Source organism: Mycobacterium sp. pV006, from assembly GCF_041287115.1.
GTDB lineage: Bacteria > Actinomycetota > Actinomycetes > Mycobacteriales > Mycobacteriaceae > Mycobacterium.
Map to the genome: position 1 here is coordinate 64,197 of NZ_JBGGKT010000007.1, position 19,803 is coordinate 83,999.

Sequence of the window (19,803 nt, forward strand, 5' to 3'; positions counted from 1 at the left end):
GCTACTTGTGCGGGACGTCGTTGGTCAGGCCGCCGTCCATCACGTATTCGGCGCCGGTCGAGTAGCGGGACTCGTCGCTGGCCAGGAACACCACGAAGGTGGCGACCTCCTCGGGCTGGCCCGGCCGGCCCAGCGGGATGCGCAGCATGTTGTCCGGGAAGTGCTTGGTCATCGGGGTGCGGATGAAACCGGGGTGCACGGAGTTGACGCGGATGTTGTGCGCCCCGAGTTCCAGTGCGGCCGACTTGGTCAAACCGCGCACGGCCCACTTGGAGGCGACGTAGGGATGCACCATGACCGCGCCGCGCAGACCCTCGATGGACGAGATGTTGATGATCGAACCCCCGCCGGCGGCTTTCATCGCCTCCACGGAATGCTGCATGCCCAGGAAGGTCCCGGTCAGGTTGACGTCGATCACCTTCTGCCACTTGGCCATATCGAACTGGCCGATCATGCCCAGCGCCACCGTGCCGGCATTGTTGACCAGGACGTTGAGCTTGCCGAAGTCGTTGACCGCGGTGGCGACCGCGGCCTCCCACTGATCGGACTGGGTGACGTCGAGGTGGACGTAGCGCGCCGAATCAGGGGTCTCGGCGTTGATCTCGTCGGCCAGCGCCTGGCCCTTCTCGTCGAGGATGTCGCCGATGACGACCTTGGCGCCCTCGGCGACCAACGCCCGGGCATCGGCAGCGCCCATGCCCTGCGCCCCGCCGCTGATGAGTGCCACTTTTCCGTCCACGCGTCCCATGGGGCGTCAGGCTACCGCACCGGTAGACACAAACTAGAACCTGTTTCTATTTGAAATCCGAGCACGCATACTGCTGGCCATGGCGATTCGCGTGGCACAGATCGGGACGGGTAACTGCGGCAGTCTGACGTTGCGTCAACTCATCGAGGACGACCGGTTCGACCTCACCGGAGTATGGGTCTCCTCGGAGGCGAAAGCCGGTAGGGATGCCGGTGAACTGGCCCGCCTGGGCGTGACGACCGGGGTCACCGCCGTCACCGACATGGACGCCATCATCGAGGCCCGACCCGACTGCGTCGTGTACTGCGCGATGGGCGACGTACGGATGCGCGAGGCGATCGCCGACGTGCGTCGCTTCCTCGAGGCGGGCATCGACGTGGTCGGTTCGTCGCCGGTGAGCCTCGAGTACCCGTGGGGAGTGATCCCCGACCGTTCCATCGAGCGGATCGAAGCTGCTGCGCAGCAAGGGAATTCGAGCATCTTCATCACCGGTGTGGACCCGGGTTTCGTCACCGATCTGCTGCCGCTGGCGTTGGCGGGTACCTGCCAGCACGTCGAACAGATCCGCACCATGGAGATCGCCGACTACGCCAGCTACGACGGCGCGACGGTGATGTTCGACGTGATGGGCTTCGGTAACGAGATCGGCGACCTGCCCTTCCTGTACCAGCCCGGCATGCTCAGCCTCGCGTGGGGCGTCGGCATCCGTCAGTTGGCCGCCGGCCTGGGCATCGAGATCGACGAGATCGCCGACTCCGTCGAACAGGAACCCGCGCCGGAGGACTTCGACGTCGCCGTCGGCACGATCAAGAAGGGCACCGTCGCCGCGGTCCGTTTCCTGATCGAGGGCAAGGTCGACGGCCGGTCGGCGATCGTGGTCGAACACATCACGCGGTTGCGCGGTGACCTACGACCGGACTGGGCGCAACCCGCGCAGGGGGGCGGTTCCTACCGTGTCGAGATCACCGGCGAGCCGTCCTACGTCATGGACATCTGCCCGACCAGCTGCAATGGCGACCACAACTACGCGGCCATCCTGGCCGCGGCGGGCCGCATCGTGAATTCGATCCCGGACATCCTCGCTGCGCCTGCGGGCATCCGGACGACCCTGGATCTGCCGCTGTGCACCGGCAAGGGTGTGTACCGACCGGCTTAGCGTCTGCCGACGCGGTGCCACACCATGCGCACCCGCGTCCCCTCCGGCGACTTGTCGATCTCGTACTCGTCGGACAGCGCTTCCATCAGCGGGATGCCGCGGCCGCGGGTCCGGGGCGCCGGACCGGGCTGCGGAGTGCGCCAATGGCCGCGATCGCTGACGGTCACCGTCAGCGTCTGCGCGGTGGTGTCGTGGACACCCTGGATGTCGACCGTGCCGGGACGGTCGGTCAGCAGATAGGCGAACTCCGCGGAGTTGGCCAGCGCTTCGTTGATGGCCAGGACGACGTCACTGCACCGAACGGCGTCGAGGTCGAAGAACCGCTGCAGCCACTGCGCGAAGTCCTGGCGGGCCTGCGCGACGGCCAGAGCGTCGGCGTCGAGGCCGAAGCGCTCAAAGCGTTCTGCATTGGCTACCTCAGCCGGCGGCATGGAATCGATCATGGCAGTCCGTGGCTACCCCAACACGCACGTTCCTATGCGGATTCGTCTAGGCGCCGCGGGAGGCGAGCGCCTCGTCCAGACTCGGATACAGGCTGACGATGTCGGCGATGCCCACCAGTTTCAGCGGTCTGCTGGTGGCCGGACCGTCGGCCACCACGCTTATTGCCACGTCAGAGCCTGCTTTGTCGTGTGCGGCGACCAGCACGCCCATGCCCGCGGAAGCGAGGAACTCGACGTCGGTGAAATCGATCACTACGGCGGTCGGATTCTTACCCAGCGCGGCGTCGATCGCGGTTTCCAACTGCGGGGACGTGAGCATGTCGACCACCCCGGACACCGCCACCACCGCTACCTGATCGACCCACCGTTCGGTGACGACACAGTTCGATGCCCCCGATGAGGCGGTTGCGCCTTCGGCTGCTTGCTCGTCCAATGTTCACCTTCCATGTCAGGCCGCTTCGTGCAGAAGCACGGCTGCGCACTTGAGCGTGCCACCCGCGCAGGCTGCATCCTGAACCCGGCAAGGACCAAACTACCGTGGTCGTCTGCGGCGACCGGGGTCAGATTAAACCAGGACCGTTCAGGCCGCCCGTAGCATGGCGGGTCAACAGCAGCGACGCACCGACCGAGGAGTCGAATGTGACGGCCGACCCCGCCGATCCGGTCGAGCTGATCGCCGCGATCGAGGCCAGTCCCCCGGGGCCCCGCGTCGGTGCGTTCTTCGACCTCGACGGCACCTTGGTCGACGGCATCACCGCCACCGCGCACGCCGGCGACCGCATCCGACGCCGCCAGGCCCGCCTCGGTGAGGTCCTCGGTGTCATCGAAGCAGCCATGCGGTACCGGTTCGGCCGGGTGCAGTTCGAGAACCTGCTGGCCCGCGCGGCGGGATACCTGCGCGGCGACTCGCTGGCCGCGCTCGACGCCGTGGGCACGCGCCTGTTCGCCGAGCGGGTGCGCTCACGGGTGTTCCCGGTGATGCACGAGATCGTGCTGGCCCACCAGCGGCGCGGGCACACGGTCGTGTTGAGCTCCTCGGCGCTGACCATCCACGCAGAACCGGTGGCACGTCATCTCGAGATCGACCATGTCCTCTGCAACCACTTCGAGGTGGACGAGCACGGCTGTCTGACCGGCGCGATCGTCAAGCCCGTCGTGTGGGGCCGGGGTAAGGCGCTGGCCGTGCAACAGTTCTGCGTGGACCGCGAGATCGACCTGGCCGGCAGCTATTTCTACGCCGACGGCGAGGAGGACATCGCCCTGATGGGACTGGTCGGACATCCGCATCCGGTCAATCCGCGGCGCCGGCTCGCGGTGGTCGCAGCCGAAAAGGGTTGGCCCGTATTGCGGATGCCGCGGCCCCGCCGTGGTGTACTAAAGTAGAACACGTTTCAGTTTGACGTCATACGTGCCTATAGCCTCACCAGGAGCGGACTATGCATACTCCCCTGTGCGACGAATTGGGTATCGAGTTCCCCATCTTCGCGTTCACCCACTGCCGCGACGTGGTGGTCGCGGTCAGCAAGGCCGGCGGGTTCGGTGTGCTGGGAGCGGTGGGCTTCACCCCCGAACAGCTCGAGATCGAGCTGAACTGGATCGATGAGCACATCGGTGACCACCCCTACGGCGTGGACATCGTGATCCCCAACAAATACGAGGGCATGGACGCGAACATGTCGGCCGACGAGCTCAAGTCGACGCTCAACGCGCTGGTCCCGCAGGAGCATCTGGATTTCGCGAAGAAGATCCTGGCCGACCACGGCGTACCCGTCGACGACCTCGACGACAACGCGCTGCAACTGCTCGGCTGGACCGAGGCCACCGCCACCCCGCAGGTCGAGGTGGCGCTGCGGCACCCGAAGATGACGCTGATCGCCAACGCACTGGGGACCCCGCCGAAGGACATGATCGACCACATCCACGCCGAGGGCCGCAAGGTCGCCGCACTGTGCGGCTCGCCGTCACAGGCCCGTAAGCACGCCGACGCCGGGGTGGACATCATCATCGCCCAGGGTGGCGAAGCCGGCGGGCACAGCGGCGAGATCGGCTCGATCGTGCTGTGGCCGCAGGTGGTCAAGGAGGTCGCCCCGGTCCCGGTGCTGGCCGCCGGTGGCATCGGCAGCGGCCAGCAGATCGCCGCCGCGCTGGCGCTCGGAGCGCAGGGGGCCTGGACGGGCTCGCAGTGGGTGATGGTCGAGGAGTCGGAGAACACCCCCGTGCAGCACGAGGCCTACGCGAAGGCCACCAGCCGCGACACCGTGCGCAGCCGGTCGTTCACCGGGAAGCCCGCACGGATGCTCCGCAACGACTGGACCGACGCGTGGGAGGACCCGAACAACCCGAAGCCGCTCGGAATGCCGTTGCAGTACATGGTCTCCGGCATGGCCGTCGCGGCGACGCACAAGTACCCCAACGAGACCGTCGACGTCGCGTTCAACCCGATCGGTCAGGTGGTGGGTCAGTTCACCAAGGTCGAGAAGACCGCGACCGTCATCGAGCGCTGGGTGCAGGAGTACCTCGAGGCCACCAACACGCTCAACGAGCTCAACGAGGCGGCGTCGGTCTGACGGTCAGGGCGCCGGGGCCGGAGCCGGCGGCGGGGCGACGGGCTGCATCACCTGCGGCCCCGAGCTCAGCGGTCGCTGCGTCAGCAGCAGAAGCGCGTCGGCGCCGCTGACCTCCTGGGTCCGCATCGCGTGCCACAGGTCGCGCAGGTAGTCCAGCCGCGATTGCGACACCGGCGTGGTCGAGGTCCCGGGCGGCAGGTTGTCCGGGCTGGGCAGATGCGGAACGCCCTCGGCGGGTGCGGCGGCACTGGTGATCACCGGCTGACCCGGGGCGGGCGGCGGAGGTACCGGTTCCACCGAACCCGGTTGTGCTGCGGCGGCGGGAGCCCACATCAAAAAGGCAGCGGTCACCGCCGCGCCGATCAGACCGGTCGAGGCCGCATCGCGTCGCAACTTCACCGAGACTCCTTTCGGGTCGCCGTCATTGTCACCCTGTGCTTCCTTTCGCGCGCCGATTTCGTTACACGACGCCGGTCGGTGGTGTAGCAATGCGGTAGGCCCGCTGTCGGTTTAAGGAGCCACGCATGGCGACTCCCACCTTCCCGCCCGGTTTCGACTTCACCGATCCCGACCTCAACCGCGACCGGCTGCCGGTCGAGGAACTCGCCGAACTTCGCCGTCACGCACCGATCTGGTGGAACGAACAACCCAGGGGCGTAGGCGGATTCGACGACGGCGGCTTCTGGCTGGTGACCAGACACCGCGACGTCAAGGAGATCTCCAAGCGCAGCGACGTGTTCTCCAGCCTGGCCAAGACGGCGCTGCCCCGCTACCCCGAGGGTTCCACCGGCGAGCAGATCGAGACCGGGAAGTACGTCCTGCTCAACATGGACGCCCCGCACCACACCCACCTGCGCAAGATCATCTCGCGGGGGTTCACGCCGCGCGCCGTCGAACGGCTGCGCGCCGACCTCGACCGCCGGGCTCAGGACATCGCGCGCACCGCGGCGGCCAACGGGGTCGGCGACTTCGTCGAGCAGGTCTCGTGCGAGCTGCCGCTGCAGGCCATCGCGGGGCTGCTCGGCGTTCCGCTGCAGGACCGGAAGAAGCTGTTCGACTGGTCCAACCAGATGGTCAGCGACGACGACCCCGAGTTCGCGCACTACGACAACCGCAGCGCCGCGACCGAGTTGATCATGTACGCGATGGAGCTGGCCGCCCTGCGTGCCGAGCAACCCGGTGAGGACATCGTGACCAAGCTGATCGAAGCCGATGTCGAGGGCCACAAGCTCTCCGACGACGAGTTCGGCTTCTTCGTGGTGCTGCTCGCGGTGGCCGGCAACGAGACCACCCGCAACTCCATCACCCACGGGATGATCGCGTTCACCGAGCACCCCGACCAGTGGGAGTTGTTCCGGCGGGAACGGCCCGCCACCGCCGTCGACGAGATCGTCCGGTGGGCCACCCCGGTGACGTCGTTCCAGCGCACCGCGCTGGAGGACGTCGAATTGTCCGGGGTGCAGATCAAGAAGGGGCAGCGCGTCGTGATGTCCTACCGGTCAGCCAATTTCGACGAAGAGGTCTTCGACGATCCGTACACGTTCGACATCCTGCGCGACCCGAACCCGCACGTCGGGTTCGGTGGTACCGGCGCGCACTACTGCATCGGGGCGAATCTGGCCCGCATGACCATCGAGCTGATGTTCAACGCCATCGCCGACCACATCCCCGACCTCTGCGCGCTCGGACCTCCCGACCGGCTGCGCTCGGGATGGCTCAACGGCATCAAACACTGGCAGGTCGATTACGCCGGCAAGTCGATGATCGTGCGCCAGTAGTCCTCGGGGATCTCGGCGTTGGAGCGCAGCACCAGGGCCAGACCGGTGGCCATGGCGATGCCGAGCAATCCCAACCACAGTCCGGCCAACGCGATGACCACCCACAGCGCTGCGGTAAGCGCGGGCCACGGTGAGACCAGCATGAGGACCGGTGCGAAGAAGAACCCCGCCCCGATGTACCACGCCGAGCCGGCCCGGTCACAGATCAACACCACCCGTAGCCACCGCGGAACCGGCGCCCGGGGCGCAATCACGTTGTCCGACATGGCAACTCCTTCCCGAGTGCTCCACCACCCACGATTCCTGCCCGAGGTAGTCGTCGCAATTACCTGGGAGGTAGTGGTCTGGCCGCGCGGGCCGCGTCAGACTGACGGGTATGGCCGCGCCGGACCCCCGCCCGAACCCGTTCGGTGAGCAATTGCGGCAGTGGCGGGCGCTGCGCCGGCGCAGCCAACTCGATCTCGCGATCGCGGCGGGAGTCTCCGCCCGGCACGTCAGCTTCCTCGAGACCGGTCGCTCGACCCCGTCGCGTGCCATGGTCCTGCGCCTGGCCGAGGTCCTCGACATCCCGCCCCGAGCGCGCAACGGTCTGCTCGCCGCCGCGGGCTTCGCACCCGCCTACACCGAACGACCCCTCGACGCACCGGACATGGCGGCCGTCCGCGCCGGGGTACAGCAGGTCCTCGACGCCTACCAGCCCTACCCGTGCATCGCCGTCGACCGGACCTGGACCATCCTGTCGGCCAACCCCGGCGCCGCCGTGCTGCTCGACGGCGTCGACCCGGTTCTGCTGGACCCGCCCAACGCCCTGCGCATCGCGCTGCACCCGCAAGGGTTGGCCCCGCGCATCCGCAACCTCGCGCAGTGGCGCACCCACCTGCTGAGCCGGCTGCGCCGCGAGGCCGCCGCCGGAGGCTTGTCCGAACTCGCCGCACTGGCCGACGAATTGACCTCCTACCCCGGCGGCTTCGACGACGGACCCGACCTCGGCGAAGTCGCCGTCCCGCTCGACCTGGAAACCCCCGACGGTCGCCGGCTGAAGTTCCTGAGCACGGTCACCACCTTCGGCACCGCGCTCGACCTCACCGCCGCCGAACTGAGCATCGAAGCCTTCCTGCCGGCAGACGAGCAGACCGCCGCTGCGCTGGGGTGACGGCGGACGCAGCAAAGCTGCTCTCTACGATGAGGGTCATGCCGAGCTGGATCGCAGACCTCGTCCGTCTCGAGCGGGACGGCGAAACCTTCCGCTCCACAGCATCTTTCGGGACCGAAGGTCGGCTCTTCGGCGGGCTGATCGCCGCACAGGCGCTGGCCGCCGCCGGCGCGACCGTCGACCCCACGCGGCTGCCGCAGTCGCTGCACGCCTACTTCATCAAGGGTGGCCGGGTCGGCGTCGACATCGAGTACGTCGTCGAGAACACCCGCGACGGCAAATCCTTCAACACCCGCAGGATCACCGCGAGCCAGGACGGCGTGCCGATCTTCGAGATGCTGGCCTCGTTCCACCGCGACGAGCCGACCACCGACTGGCAGCGCACGAACGATTCCGGTTTCGCGCTCGCCGACGCCACCATCGTCACCGGGATCCCGGAGACCTGGGCCGACCACTTCGAGGTGCGCTGCGGAAGCACCGGCCTCGACGAATGGCCGGTGCAGCCCATGTGGTTCCGCAGCCGCGAACCGGTCGAGAACGATCCCGTGCTGCAGGCGTGCGCCCTGACCTTCATCTCCGACGTGGGCCTCGTCGCCGTCGCCCGCCCACCCGGACGGGCGTCGTCGCCGGGGCCGGGCGGGGCGGCCAGTCTCGACCACGCGGTGTGGTTCCACCGGCCGGTCGACGTGGCCCGGTGGCATCTCTACGACGCCGAGGCGGTCAGCCACCACGACGCCCGCGGTCTGGCCCGCGGATCGCTCGTCGACGAGGACGGGACGCTGGTCGCGAGCGTGGCACAGGAATCGCTCTGGCGGATCTGACGCTGTCGGGGGGCCCGACCGAATAGAGTCGGACCTCATGACGCGCCGCAAAGTCCTGGCAGCCGCCGCCGGCCTCACCCTCTGTCTGGCCGGGTGCTCGAGCCCGGAGCCCGCGCTGGGCGGAACCACGGCCACTGTCACGATCGACGGTCAGGCCGTCAACGGTGCGCATCCGGTGCGGTGTCACCAGTCCGGGTGGTCGTGGTTCATCGAGACGCCCGGGGACACCGGGAGCTTCTCGGCGATCCTGGACGCAAGCGGACCGATGACCGCACAGTCCGTCCAGTTCAACGACTTCGGCGGCTTCACCGGTTCGTTCTGGACCGACAACGTCGGCGAGGCCCAGGTCAGCGGCGAGAACGGGCGCTACACGATCACCGGAACCGCCGACGGCAACTTCACCGAGAAGCCCAACGAAGCGGTCAGCGCCGAGTTCCGCATCCAGACCGACTGCTGAGCGGGGCCGTCAGGCCTGCACGATGATCGGATCGCCGATCCGCACGGTGTCGAAGTACCAGGCGGCGTTGTCCGGGCTGAGGTTGATGCAACCGTGGCTGACGTTGGCGTAGCCCTGCGAACCCACCGACCACGGTGCGGAGTGCACGTAGACCCCGCCCCAGGTGACCCGCACGCCGTACTCCCCCTTGATCAGATAGCCCTCCGGGTCGTCGAGGGGGATGCCGATGGTGCGCGAGTCGAAGGTGACGTTGCGTTCCTTCGACAGCGCCGTGAAGCGGCCGACCGGCGTCGGGAACTTCGCCTTGCCCATCGAGGCCGGCATCTGCCGGGCCACCACACCGTCGATGCTGACGGTGAAGGTGTACGCGCTGATATCGGCGACACTGACTACGGCGGCGCCGGTCTGGAAGCTCGTGGAGAGGCCGTCGGCGCGCACGTCGATGCGTGAATGGGCGGGGTAGAACCCGTCCGGGGTGAACTCCACGGTCCGGTCGTCGAGCCAGGTCACCGATCCGGGTGCCGGGGTGGGCGCGCCCGCGGCGCGGACCTCGAAGGAGCGCTCCACGACCTCCCGGTCGGCCGGTGCGGACCGGAAGGTGACGGTGACCGGATGGGCGACACCGACCGTCTGGCCCGGCGCGGGCCAAACCTGCACCGGGCGCGGCAGCGACACCGCGGCGTGGGACACCGGCGCTGCCGGCGCGACGGCCGCAACGAGGATGGTCAACAGTGCCGCGCAAATCAGCGCGGTTTGCTGCAGAGGTCTCAGCACAACCTCCTTTTTACCCGGATTTTCCGATAGTTACCTATCGCCGCGACCACGGTGATCGTTTCACCGATATCGGTGCGGCCCGGCGGCGAGATACTCGCGCAGCGCCGCGGGCTCGATGTTGCCACCGGAGAGCACGACCACCGTCGGCCCGTCCGGCGTGACTCCGCGGTGATAGGCCGCCAACGCGACAGCGCCGCTGGGCTCACTGACCAACCGGCCGCGCAGCGCGAAGTCGGCCACCGCCGACCGGATCTCGTCCTCGGAGACGGTGATCATCTCGTCGACCACGGTCTGTAGGTGCGCGAACGTCAGGTCCGACGGCTGGGAACGCAACCCGTCGGCGATGGTGCGGTTGCGGTCGGTGATGGGCCAGTCGACCCGGTGACCGACGCGCAGCGCCTCGGCGGTGTCGGCGGCCAGTTCGGGTTCCACGCCGACGACGCGAGCCTGCGGGCACAGCGCGCGGATCGCGACCCCGACCCCCGAACACAGGCCCCCGCCGCTGACCGGCACCAGGACGGTACGCACCTCAGGCAGATCCTCACCGATCTCCAGGCCCACGGTGCCCTGCCCGGCGATGACATCCGGATGGTCGAACGGCGGGATCATGACCGCGCCGGTGTCCCGGGCGACCTCGTCGGCCACCTGTTCGCGCGCTCCGGCGCTGCAGAGCACCACCCGGGCCCCGTGTCTGCGCGTGGCGTCCACCTTGATCGACGGTGTCTCCTCCGGCATCACGATGTGGCCGCGCAGGCCGAAGGTCCGTGCGGCGTAGGCCACGGCCTGGGCGTGGTTGCCGCTGGAGTACGCCACCACGTCGGAGACGTCGGGGTCGGCGGCGCGCAGGACGGAGAGGGCGTTGAACGCGCCGCGCACCTTGAACGCCCCGATGGCCTGCAGGCTCTCCGGTTTGATCCACAGGCTGCGATCCGCGTCGCCCCACAGCGCCGGCAGCAGCGGGGTGCGCACCACGTGGGGGCGGATGCGCTCGGCCGCGGCCCGGACGTCGTCGATCGTGACAAGCTGCATGCCCCGAGTCTGCCCGTCAGGTCGACCAGCGCCACCCATCGGTGCCGTTGAACACGATGAGGTCGGCGACCGCACGCGGATGGTGGGCCGCGAGGAACGCGTCTTCCTGCCGAGCCCAGCGTTCCCAGTGCGGGCGGTAGGTGTCGCCGTCGCGCAGCAACGCGCGGCGCTTGCGCTCGGTGTCGTCGGCCTCGATCCAGATGCCCAGGTCGGCCAGCGACCGGTTGGCGGCGGTCAGGGCTCCGGATCCTTCGACGATCAGCCGCTGCTGCGGGGCCACGGCGTGCCATTCGGCCGGTGCCTCGAGGACCCAGTCCCAGCGCCGCCACCGGCCCGTCCTGCCGTGGGCGCGGGGCGTCAGTAATTCGTCGTGCACGTGCTCGACGGCCCAGGCCAGGCCGTCCCAGCCGGGGTAGATGTCGTCGAGGGTGACCACGACGCTGTCCACCCACCGGGCGGTGAGCATCGTCGCCAGGGTGGACTTGCCGGACCCGGAGCGGCCGCCGATCAGCACGGTGCGTGCCTCCGTGCCGTCGAGTCGGCGCGCGAGGTCGTCAGGAACCAATGAAATTCCAGTGTCCGGTGTGTACCGACACGGCGATCGCGGTCACGGCGATCACCGAACCTGCGGCGATCACCGCGATCTCGGCGCCCGCGAACCGCGACGGGCGGGCCCAGGTGCGGGTCGGGTACGCGCCGAACCCCCGGGCCTCCATCGCCGTGGCCAGCATGGATCCGCGCCGGACGGCGAAGACCAGCAGCGCGAATGCCTGGCCGGCGGTGCGCCGCAGCCGGTCCTGGTCGGCGACGCCCCGCGCGCGGCGGGCGTAGCCGAGATACCGCCAGTCCTGCCGCAGCAGCCCGACCAGGCGCAGCCCCGCCAACGCGCCGAGCACGAAGCGCGCGGGCAGCCGCAACACCTGCCCCAGGCCGTCGGCGAGTTCGGTCGGGTCGGTGTCGATGAACAGCACCACCGACGGCAGCGCGATGGCCAGCACGCGCAGGAACGTGGCCACCGCCAGTTCGACCGAGCCGTCGCTGACGGTGATCAGCAGGAACTGCCAGTGCACGACACCGCTCGGCTCGCCGTAGAGCAGGATGGTCAGCGCGGTCAGCCCGGCGAAGACCACCAGCATCGACCCGCGGATCAACAAGGGGCGCAACGGGATCCGCAACGCCAGGAACAGGATCAACTCCAACGCCAGCGCGGTGGTTGCCGACACCCAGTCCAGGCTGAGCACCAGTCCCACGGCGATGACCAGTGCCGCGGCCAGCCGTGCGACCGGATTGATCCGGCTCACCGGTCGGCCCTCTCGGCCACAGCGGGCGAGGACAACTCGACGCGTTGGTCGGCGAGCAGGTCGGTGAAGTCGGTGTCATGGGTGATCGCCACCACCGCGGTTCCGTCGTCGGCGATCTCGGCGAGCAGGCAGATCAGTTCCTCCCACGTCGTGCGGTCCTGCCCGAACGTCGGTTCGTCCAGGACGATCACCGCCGGTGCGGTGGCCAGCACCGTGGCCACCGACAGCCGTCGCTGTTCGCCGCCGGACAATGTGTACGGGTTGGCGTCGGCGAGTGTGCTCAGTCGCAGCCGGTCCAGCAGCGCGTCACAGGTCCGGTCGATCCGATCCCGACGGTGGCCGAGCGCCCGCGGACCCAGCGCCAGTTCGGCACGCACACTCGCGGTGAGGAACTGGTGTTCGGGGTTCTGGAACACACTGCCGATGCGGGTCAACAGGTCCCGCGACTTCCAGTCCACCGGCCGACGCCGGCCGGGCGCCGGCGCGAATCCGGGGTGCGCCTCGAGCGTTCCGCCGCGCGGGGGCAGCAGCCCGCCCACCGAAAGGGCGAGTGCGGACTTTCCCGCACCGTTGGGGCCGGTGACGACGGTGACCGACCTGCGGCGCAGCGTGAAGTCCAGCGGCTGCGTGCCGGGCCCGCCGGGATGGGCAGCGGTCAGGGCGACGGCGTCGAGTACCGGGTCTGCGGGCCGGCGGTCGCGGGTCACCGACGGCAGCGGCACGTCGGGCAGCCAGACGCCGGCGCGCGTCAGTGAGTCGTGCTGTTGCCTCAGTGTGGGCTCGGGTGGCCCGTCGGCGATCACCTCGCCGGTGGCGCCGAGCACGACCACCCGGTCGACGACGGGAAGCCACACCTGCGTGCGGTGTTCGACGACCACGAGGGTGGCCCCGGTGTGCGCGGCGGCCGCGGCCACCGCGTCGCGGACCTCCACCACGCCGGCGGGATCGAGATTGGCCGTCGGCTCGTCGAGCAGGATCAGGCCGGGGTCCATGGCCAGCACCCCTGCCAGCGCGAGGCGCTGCTGCTGGCCGCCGGAGAGCCGGGACGTGTCCCGGCGCAACGGCACGTCGAGACCGACCGCCGCCAGCGCCCGGCGCACGCGGGGCCAGATCGCGTCGCGTTCGGTGCGGAAGTTCTCCATCCCGAACGCCACGTCGTCGCCGACCCGGGACAGGATCACCTGCGAATCCGGGTTCTGCAGGACCATGCCGATGCGGTGCCGGCGGTCCTGCGGTGCCGCGCCGTCGACCAGCAACCGCCCTGACTCGTCACCGTCCTCGCTGCCGCCGAGCAGCCCCGCAAGTCCTTGCAGCAGAGTCGATTTGCCCGAACCCGAGGGGCCGAGCAGTAGGACCCGCTCCCCCGGTTCGATCGCCAGATCCAGACCCCGGATCGCCGCGGCGGAGCGACCCGCGTGCCGCCAGTGCCAGCCCTGGGCGCGCACGGCGACCCCGCCGGTCATCGCACCGCGCCGCCGCGAGCTGCGGTGCGCCCGGAGGCGAAGCGCGACAGCGCGCCCGTCTCGGCCAGCGCGCGCACCACGTACCACGACAGGGCGCCGGCCAGCAGGGCGCCGGAGACGATCGCCGACACGGTGTAGATCGTGGCGAACGCCGCGGCCGCGCCGGGATACCACAGCAGGAGATCGTTGACCGCGAGTGCCAGACCGGCCACCGCGCCGGCGAGGACCGCGACCGGCAGCGTCCATCGGCGGTACAGGAACGCCGCGAACACCAGCTCGGCGGCCAGCCCCTGCACCAGACCGGATTCCAGGGTGAGCACCCCCCACTGGTTGCCGACCAGCGCGGACACCGTCGCGGCGACGAGCTCGCCGTACAGCGCCGCGCCGGGCTTGCGGATCACCAGCGCGGTCAGCACCCCGGCGAACAACCAGCCGCCGCCCAACAGCGCCTGCAGGCCGGGCAGCAGCGCGCCCAGCGGGGCGCCGATGGGGTTCGACGCGACGTTCCACATCACGAACACCAGACCGGACGCGACGGCAAGGACGCTGGCCACCACGATGTCGACCACGCGCCAGCGGTACGACGGCCTGCTCATCGGATTCTCGGAACGGACGTCGGCCATCGCTTCACTCCCTACGCCGGCATTACCCGGTCAGGTTCATACGGTCGACGGCCCTGAGCCGTCCTCTCAGCGCATGGGTGTGCGCTCCCGTGTGGGTTGTCGGCTCCAACGGTACCGTCCTACCGCCGGGCCCGCGGCGCTGACTACGCCTTGGTCAGCGTGAACTGGCAGACGTCGGTGTAGCCCTCGCGGAAGAGGTCCGCGCAGCCGGTCAGGTACTTCATGTAGCGGTCGTAGACCTCTTGCGACTGCACCCGGATGGCCTCGTCCTTGTTGGCCTCCAGCGCCGCCGACCACAGTTCGAGGGTGCGCGCGTAGTGCAGGCGCAGCGGCTGCACCCGGGCGACGGTGAAGCCGGCCTTGGTGGCGTGGCTGCGCACCGTGTTCGGCTGGGGCAGATCCCCGCCCGGGAAGATCTCGTCCATGATGAATTTGAAGAAGCGGATCTTGGTCATCGTCAGCGGCAGGTCGCGCGCCTTGAACTCGTCGTCGTCGGGTTTGACGATGGTGTGCAGCATCATCACGCCGTCATCGGGCAGCGCCTGGTAGGCCATCGAGAAGAAGTCGTCGTAGCGGTCGCGGCCGAAGTGCTCGAACGCGCCGATCGAGACGATGCGGTCCACGGGCTCGCGGAACTGTTCCCAGCCCTGCAGCAGGACGCGCTTGGAGCGCTGGCTCGGGTGCTCGTCGAGGCGGCGCTGCACGTGTGCCTGCTGGTTGCGGCTCAGCGTCAACCCCACCACGTTCACGTCGTACTCGTCGATGGCGCGCAGCAGGGTTCCGCCCCAGCCGCATCCCACGTCGAGCAACGTCATCCCCGGCTGCAGACCGAGTTTGCCCAGCGACAGGTCGATCTTCGCGATCTGGGCTTCTTCGAGGGTCATGTCGTCGCGCTCGAAGTAGGCGCAGCTGTAGGTCTGCGTGCGATCGAGGAACAGCCGGTAGAACTCGTCGGAGAGGTCGTAGTGCGACTGGACGTCTTCGAAATGCGGGGTCAGGTCGCGTGCCCCGTCTTTGGCTTCTGGCAAGTCGCAAGCCTTTCCAATCGAGATGCTTAAAGATTGGCGGCCCCGCCGGTTTAGAGGACCCGTGTTGTCGTTGCGCAGTTACGCACAATACCGGAGATGGTACGGCGTCCATCGCAGGCGACCGGATCGGGCGGGTACCGTCGAGCAGGCCTATCGTGGACGGAGTCCGCGCACGTCAGCGAAAGAGAGGGAACGATGACAACTCCGGATCCCAGCTCGTTCGACGACGCCCCGGAGGCCGACGTCGTCGATCAGAATCTCCCGGTCGACGATACCGAGGACACCACGGTCTGGTCCGAGGCGCAGCGGGTGGCCGGTCGCCGCGACTGGCAGGCCAGCGAAGCCGATCTGATCGACCAGTCGATCGTCGTCCCGACCGACGACGACTCGGAATTCGATCGTTGACCAGTCCGCTGCGCGGTTCGGTGACGGTCACGATGGCCGCCCCGGCCGACCGCATCTGGGACCTGATCGCCAACGTCGAGAACATCGGTCGGTTCTCCCCGGAGACCTTCGAGGCGGAGTGGCTCGACGGCGCCACCGGGCCGGCGCTGGGTGCCCGTTTCCGCGGACACGTCCGCCGCAACGAGATCGGGCCCGTGTACTGGGCCGTCTGCCGGGTGACCGCCTGCGAACCGGGCCGCGAGTTCGGTTTCGAGGTGCTCGTCGGTGACCGGGCGGTCAACAACTGGCACTACCGGCTCGACCCGTCCGCGCAGGACCTCGGCCACACCGAGGTTACGGAGTCCTTCCACCTCAACCCCAGCCCGTTGATGTCGGTCTACGCCGTGCTCGGCGGGCAGCTCCGCCGTCGGCGCAACCTGCGCGACATGCGCAAGACCCTCGAGCGCATCAAGGCCGTCGTCGAAAAATGACCCCGTGATTGCCCGCCGTGGTGGCCGGGTATCTGACCTCGGTGACTGAGCCAAGCGATGACGTCGTCGATGCCGTCGGCAAGCTGACCGAGGGGCTCGAGTACCTCGAGCGTGCGCGGGGACACCTGTACTCCTTCCACCAATTGATGGGCCGGGCCGACCTGCTGGCCGGTGAGGCGGCCGAGATGCTGCGCGACACCGGCAACGAGGCGGTGGCCGAACGACTGGAATCCGAGCTCGTCGGCCGCAACGTGCTCGAAGGGCGCTGGACGTTCCAGATCGTCGAGGAGTTCGAGGACACCTACTGGGAGGTGTTCCGCGACCACGAACGACGGGTGCGCGAAGAACTGGTCGGCGGCGCCCGGCACCTGCACGAGTCGCGGATGAAAGAGGACCGCCGCACCGAGGGCAGAAAAGGGCACGAGTCCCGGCCCTGAAGCTACGCTGGGTCCGCATGACCTCCGACACCGGAATCGTCCCGCGGACCAACGGCGCCGCACCGCCGGAGGTCGCGCTAGGCGACGTGGACCTGAGCTCGTGGGACTTCTGGGGACTCGACGACGACGTGCGTGACGGCGCATTCGCCACCCTGCGCCGCGAAGCCCCGATCTCGTTCCATGAGGCGTTCGTCGGTGACCCGGACGCCGAGGTCGCCGGGCACTGGGTGCTGACCCGATACGACGACATCCACTACGCGAGCCGCCATCCCGAACTGTTCAGCTCGGCCCTGGGTATCACCATCGGGGACCAGACACCCGAGCTGGCCGAGTACTTCGGGTCGATGATCGCGATGGACGATCCCCGGCACTCCCGGTTGCGCAACATCGTGCGCAGCGCGTTCACGCCGCGGGTGCTGGCGGTCATCGAGGACTCGGTGCGCGACCGTGCGGGCCGCCTCGTCGAGGCGATGATCGCCGACCATCCCGACGGCCGGGCCGACATCGTCACCGCGCTGGCGGGGCCGCTGCCGCTGCAGATCATCTGCGACATGATGGGCATCCCCGAAGCCGACCATCAACGGATCTTCCACTGGACCAACGTGATCCTGGGTTTCGGTGACCCCGACATCGCGACCGACTTCGACGAGTTCATGTCGGTGGCCATCGCAATCGGGACCTACGCGTCCGAACTCGCCGACACCCGACGCAGCCATCCCGCCGACGACCTGACCACCGCCCTGGTGGAAGCCGAGCTCGACGGTGAGCGGCTCACGTCGGCGGAGGTGGCGTCGTTCTTCATCCTGCTCGTCGTCGCCGGCAACGAGACCACCCGCAACGCCATCAGCCACGGCGTGCTGGCGTTGAGTCGCTACCCCGACCAGCGCGAGGCCTGGTGGTCCGACTACGCCGCGGTCGCACCGACCGCGGTCGAGGAGATCGTGCGGTGGGCCTCGCCGGTGGCCTACATGCGCCGCACCGCCACCGCCGACGTCGAACTCGGCGGCGTGCGCATCCCGGCCGGGGACAAGGTGACACTGTGGTACGGGTCAGCCAACCGCGACGAAGCCAAGTTCGCCGATCCGTGGACGTTCGACGTGCGACGGAACCCCAACCCGCACTTGGGGTTCGGCGGCGGTGGTGCCCACTTCTGCCTCGGCGCCAACCTCGCCCGTCGCGAGATCACCGTGGCGTTCGAAGAACTGCACCGCCGGGTCCCCGACCTGACCGCGACGGCCGAACCCGACCGGCTGCACTCGGCCTTCATCCACGGGATCAAACGGTTGCCGGTGGCCTGGACCCCGCCGCGGAGTTGATCAGCGCTGCGTGACGTCGGGGCGCATCCGATCGGCGCCCCGCTGCTGATCGGTGACCGTGGCACCGTGGGTGTCGTTCGGGTCGTTCTTGTCCCGTCCCACCCGCGGGTCGAGTTCGTCGGCCTCGCTGAGGCGCGAGCTGATGTGTTCCTTTGCGCTGTCGAGGGTTTGGCGACGGCTGGCCGCGGTGTCGGCCAGGCGGGCGGCCTCGGCGGCCTTCGCATCGGCCTCGGCCTGGGCTGCCCGGGCACGGGCCTCGGCCTCCTGCGCCAGCGCCGCCTGCCGATCGACGCGGCGGCTGTCCTCGGCGACCTCCTGCCGGATGCGGTCGGCTTCCTCGGCGCGGCGACGGTGGCGGGCCTTACCCGCGAGGAAGACCACCGCGCCCAGCACGATGAGCGCGACGACGACGGCGACGATGATCCAGACGGTGTTGTCCATCTCGGCTCCTCCGATCCCGGGCCGCGTGTTGACGACCTCGTTGATTCGGCGGGTGCCCTCGCGGCCGACGGACTAAACGCTCACAGCGTGACGGTCGACGGCTGCGGTTCCACGCAGAACGACTGCGGCGGATTACCCCGCAACGCACAGCCCCGTCCGGTGGCCGTATAGCTGGTACCGGCCCGGTGCGGAGCGAAGACCTGTGCCGGCAGGATGCCGCGACCCTGTGCGCACTGGCCGGGGCCGGTGCCGCCGGTGGGCTGCAGGCACACCATCGTCTGGTAGGTCACGGCACCGTCGCAGGCTCCGGTGTCCACTGTGGCGGTGACCATGGTGGTGCCGTCGACGTCGACGAGTCGAGGCGGGCTGAGGACATAGGCGCAGGGGGCGGGCGCAGGTTGCGCAACGGCCGGCGCGGCAACCACACCGCCGGTCAGGGCGATGGCTGCCAGTAGGCCCAGACCCCGCAACATGCGCTGATCGTAGTCGCGGATCAACCGACGTGCGTGGACAACCAGTCAAGCGACCGGCGCCACGCGTCGCGCGCGGCGGCCGGGTCGTACCGGTCGCCGGTGTCGTTGAAGAACGCGTGGTTGGCGTCGGGTTCGATCACGATCTCGTGCACCAGGCCGGCGTCCTGCAGGGCTGAGCGGGCGACCGGTTCGGTGGCGTTGACCCGTTGATCGAGCGCGCCGTAGAACGCCAGCACCGCGACATCGCGGGAACGGGAGAAGTCCGGATCCTCGGGGGTGGGTCCGTAGAACGGCAGCGCCGCCGCCACTTCCGGGGCGCCGGCATCGAGCAGGCGCCACACCAGGCCGCCGCCCATGCAGAACCCGATCACGGCAACCCGGCGATCGGGGGTCCGGCGGGCCACCTCGGCCAGCCCGGAGCGGATGTCGGCGAGCATCGACGCGGGCTCGCGTCCGCCCAGCGCGGCGGTGGCCTCCGCGGGATCGGCGAATGTCGCGGTACCGCCCTGCGCGGAGAGCAGATCGATGGCCAGGCTCGAATATCCGGCACCGGCCAGGCGCCCGGCCACCGAGCGGGTCCAATCGTTGAGTCCCTTGTTCTCGTGGATCACCAGGACGGCGCCGCGCGCATCGGGCGCCTCTGCCCACGCACCCTGCAGCGTCGAGTCGGGTCCGTCCCACTGGACCGGCGAGGTCGGCCGGGCCGCGTCCATGCCGGGTGGCGGTGCGCCGTCGGGACCTCCGGACGGCGTCGGGGCCGCGGGGTCGTCGCCGCGCCCGCACGCGGCGATCAGCGCCGTCGCCGCGGCCGTGCCGACACCGAGCAGGGCCAGGCGGCGCAGAGCCTCTCGCCGCGACAGCAGGCCGTCGACGTGGTCGGTGGCGATCTCTTCGGCGATGTAGCGCTGCAGCGGCGTCAC

General features: G+C 69.2%; 26 protein-coding genes and 1 riboswitch. Of the genes, 11 read left to right on the plus strand and 15 right to left on the minus strand.

Annotation, left to right across the window (positions count from 1 at the left end):
• Nucleotide 1 precedes the first annotated feature (1 nt).
• A complete protein-coding gene (locus ACAG25_RS12835; protein ID WP_370488832.1) occupies nt 2–748 on the minus strand; it encodes a glucose 1-dehydrogenase in 747 nt (248 codons plus the stop codon).
• A 79-nt stretch (nt 749–827) separates the two neighbouring features.
• Here ACAG25_RS12835 and ACAG25_RS12840 point away from each other — a divergent pair, with 79 nt between their 5' ends.
• Complete coding sequence (locus ACAG25_RS12840; RefSeq protein WP_370488833.1) at nt 828–1,904, plus strand: diacylglycerol kinase; 1,077 nt, start codon at nt 828–830, stop codon at nt 1,902–1,904.
• On the opposite strand, the gene ACAG25_RS12845 is transcribed toward ACAG25_RS12840, so the two are convergent.
• Both ACAG25_RS12845 and ACAG25_RS12850 read right to left on the minus strand, forming a co-directional pair.
• The gene (locus ACAG25_RS12845) at nt 1,901–2,347 is read right to left on the minus strand and encodes an ATP-binding protein (RefSeq protein WP_370488834.1); all 447 of its coding nucleotides are present in this window, start codon (nt 2,345–2,347) and stop codon (nt 1,901–1,903) included. The genes ACAG25_RS12840 and ACAG25_RS12845 overlap by 4 nt on opposite strands.
• A gap of 46 nt (nt 2,348–2,393) precedes the next feature.
• Entirely contained in the window at nt 2,394–2,780 is a 387-nt protein-coding gene (locus ACAG25_RS12850; protein ID WP_370488835.1) for an STAS domain-containing protein, read from the minus strand.
• A 206-nt stretch (nt 2,781–2,986) separates the two neighbouring features.
• Here ACAG25_RS12850 and ACAG25_RS12855 point away from each other — a divergent pair, with 206 nt between their 5' ends.
• Together ACAG25_RS12855 and ACAG25_RS12860 are read left to right on the plus strand one after the other, a co-directional pair.
• Nucleotides 2,987–3,730 carry an HAD family hydrolase gene (locus tag ACAG25_RS12855; RefSeq protein WP_370488836.1) on the plus strand — a complete coding sequence of 248 codons (744 nt, stop codon included), beginning with the start codon at nt 2,987–2,989 and terminating at the stop codon, nt 3,728–3,730.
• A gap of 53 nt (nt 3,731–3,783) precedes the next feature.
• Nucleotides 3,784–4,914, plus strand: a complete 1,131-nt coding sequence (locus ACAG25_RS12860; RefSeq protein WP_370488837.1) for a nitronate monooxygenase — start codon at nt 3,784–3,786, stop codon at nt 4,912–4,914.
• A 3-nt stretch (nt 4,915–4,917) separates the two neighbouring features.
• Here the strand turns inward: ACAG25_RS12860 and ACAG25_RS12865 are convergent, their stop codons facing one another.
• Nucleotides 4,918–5,313 (minus strand): hypothetical protein, encoded by a 396-nt coding sequence (locus ACAG25_RS12865; RefSeq protein WP_370488838.1) that lies wholly within the window; start codon nt 5,311–5,313, stop codon nt 4,918–4,920.
• A 125-nt stretch (nt 5,314–5,438) separates the two neighbouring features.
• On the opposite strand from ACAG25_RS12865, the gene ACAG25_RS12870 reads away from it, so the two are divergent.
• The gene (locus ACAG25_RS12870) at nt 5,439–6,692 is read left to right on the plus strand and encodes a cytochrome P450 (RefSeq protein ID WP_370488839.1); all 1,254 of its coding nucleotides are present in this window, start codon (nt 5,439–5,441) and stop codon (nt 6,690–6,692) included.
• On the opposite strand, the gene ACAG25_RS12875 is transcribed toward ACAG25_RS12870, so the two are convergent.
• Nucleotides 6,659–6,958 (minus strand): hypothetical protein, encoded by a 300-nt coding sequence (locus tag ACAG25_RS12875; protein WP_370488840.1) that lies wholly within the window; start codon nt 6,956–6,958, stop codon nt 6,659–6,661. The two genes, ACAG25_RS12870 and ACAG25_RS12875, sit on opposite strands and share 34 nt — an antisense overlap.
• A 110-nt stretch (nt 6,959–7,068) precedes the next feature.
• Between ACAG25_RS12875 and ACAG25_RS12880 the strand changes: the two genes are divergently transcribed.
• Genes ACAG25_RS12880 through ACAG25_RS12890 form a run of 3 tightly spaced genes read left to right on the plus strand, consistent with a single transcriptional unit; the run spans nt 7,069 to nt 9,123 of the window.
• Complete coding sequence (locus ACAG25_RS12880; RefSeq protein ID WP_370488841.1) at nt 7,069–7,845, plus strand: helix-turn-helix domain-containing protein; 777 nt, start codon at nt 7,069–7,071, stop codon at nt 7,843–7,845.
• Between the two features lie 38 nt (nt 7,846–7,883).
• Nucleotides 7,884–8,666, plus strand: a complete 783-nt coding sequence (locus ACAG25_RS12885) for an acyl-CoA thioesterase (RefSeq protein ID WP_370488842.1) — start codon at nt 7,884–7,886, stop codon at nt 8,664–8,666.
• Nucleotides 8,667–8,703: 37 nt separating this feature from the next.
• Complete coding sequence (locus ACAG25_RS12890; RefSeq protein ID WP_370488843.1) at nt 8,704–9,123, plus strand: lipoprotein LpqH; 420 nt, start codon at nt 8,704–8,706, stop codon at nt 9,121–9,123.
• 9 nt (nt 9,124–9,132) lie between these two features.
• Here ACAG25_RS12890 and ACAG25_RS12895 read toward each other — a convergent pair whose 3' ends face one another.
• The 7 genes from ACAG25_RS12895 to ACAG25_RS12925 all read right to left on the minus strand — a co-directional run bounded on the left by ACAG25_RS12895 (nt 9,133) and on the right by ACAG25_RS12925 (nt 15,341).
• Complete coding sequence (locus tag ACAG25_RS12895) at nt 9,133–9,894, minus strand: L,D-transpeptidase family protein (RefSeq protein ID WP_370489004.1); 762 nt, start codon at nt 9,892–9,894, stop codon at nt 9,133–9,135.
• Nucleotides 9,895–9,957: 63 nt separating this feature from the next.
• Nucleotides 9,958–10,926, minus strand: coding sequence for a threonine/serine dehydratase (locus tag ACAG25_RS12900; protein WP_370488844.1), 969 nt, complete (start codon nt 10,924–10,926; stop codon nt 9,958–9,960).
• 16 nt (nt 10,927–10,942) lie between these two features.
• Nucleotides 10,943–11,491: a hypothetical protein gene (locus tag ACAG25_RS12905; protein ID WP_370488845.1), complete on the minus strand. Its 549-nt coding sequence runs from the start codon at nt 11,489–11,491 to the stop codon at nt 10,943–10,945.
• Nucleotides 11,481–12,227, minus strand: coding sequence for an energy-coupling factor transporter transmembrane protein EcfT (locus ACAG25_RS12910; protein ID WP_370488846.1), 747 nt, complete (start codon nt 12,225–12,227; stop codon nt 11,481–11,483). The genes ACAG25_RS12905 and ACAG25_RS12910 overlap by 11 nt, the downstream gene beginning before the upstream one ends.
• Nucleotides 12,224–13,690, minus strand: coding sequence for an ABC transporter ATP-binding protein (locus tag ACAG25_RS12915; protein WP_370488847.1), 1,467 nt, complete (start codon nt 13,688–13,690; stop codon nt 12,224–12,226). Before ACAG25_RS12915 ends, ACAG25_RS12910 begins: the two co-directional genes overlap by 4 nt.
• Nucleotides 13,687–14,313: an ECF transporter S component gene (locus ACAG25_RS12920; RefSeq protein WP_370488848.1), complete on the minus strand. Its 627-nt coding sequence runs from the start codon at nt 14,311–14,313 to the stop codon at nt 13,687–13,689. The genes ACAG25_RS12915 and ACAG25_RS12920 overlap by 4 nt, the downstream gene beginning before the upstream one ends.
• Nucleotides 14,305–14,414: riboswitch (TPP riboswitch) on the minus strand. (Overlaps the previous gene by 9 nt.)
• 42 nt (nt 14,415–14,456) lie before the next feature.
• Nucleotides 14,457–15,341: a cyclopropane mycolic acid synthase family methyltransferase gene (locus ACAG25_RS12925; RefSeq protein WP_370488849.1), complete on the minus strand. Its 885-nt coding sequence runs from the start codon at nt 15,339–15,341 to the stop codon at nt 14,457–14,459.
• A gap of 195 nt (nt 15,342–15,536) precedes the next feature.
• On the opposite strand from ACAG25_RS12925, the gene ACAG25_RS12930 reads away from it, so the two are divergent.
• From ACAG25_RS12930 to ACAG25_RS12945, 4 genes are read left to right on the plus strand one after another with little or no spacing between them, the layout of a single operon-like run.
• Nucleotides 15,537–15,746: a hypothetical protein gene (locus ACAG25_RS12930; RefSeq protein WP_370488850.1), complete on the plus strand. Its 210-nt coding sequence runs from the start codon at nt 15,537–15,539 to the stop codon at nt 15,744–15,746.
• Nucleotides 15,747–15,754: 8 nt separating this feature from the next.
• Nucleotides 15,755–16,216, plus strand: a complete 462-nt coding sequence (locus tag ACAG25_RS12935) for an SRPBCC family protein (protein ID WP_370489005.1) — start codon at nt 15,755–15,757, stop codon at nt 16,214–16,216.
• A 41-nt stretch (nt 16,217–16,257) separates the two neighbouring features.
• Nucleotides 16,258–16,653, plus strand: a complete 396-nt coding sequence (locus ACAG25_RS12940; protein ID WP_370488851.1) for a hypothetical protein — start codon at nt 16,258–16,260, stop codon at nt 16,651–16,653.
• 17 nt (nt 16,654–16,670) lie between these two features.
• A complete protein-coding gene (locus ACAG25_RS12945) occupies nt 16,671–17,969 on the plus strand; it encodes a cytochrome P450 (protein WP_370488852.1) in 1,299 nt (432 codons plus the stop codon).
• On the opposite strand, the gene ACAG25_RS12950 is transcribed toward ACAG25_RS12945, so the two are convergent.
• From ACAG25_RS12950 to ACAG25_RS12960, 3 genes are all read right to left on the minus strand, one after another.
• Nucleotides 17,970–18,410 carry a hypothetical protein gene (locus ACAG25_RS12950; RefSeq protein WP_370488853.1) on the minus strand — a complete coding sequence of 147 codons (441 nt, stop codon included), beginning with the start codon at nt 18,408–18,410 and terminating at the stop codon, nt 17,970–17,972.
• A gap of 80 nt (nt 18,411–18,490) precedes the next feature.
• The gene (locus ACAG25_RS12955; protein ID WP_370488854.1) at nt 18,491–18,883 is read right to left on the minus strand and encodes a hypothetical protein; all 393 of its coding nucleotides are present in this window, start codon (nt 18,881–18,883) and stop codon (nt 18,491–18,493) included.
• Between the two features lie 20 nt (nt 18,884–18,903).
• The gene (locus tag ACAG25_RS12960) at nt 18,904–19,803 is read right to left on the minus strand and encodes a dienelactone hydrolase family protein (RefSeq protein ID WP_370488855.1); all 900 of its coding nucleotides are present in this window, start codon (nt 19,801–19,803) and stop codon (nt 18,904–18,906) included.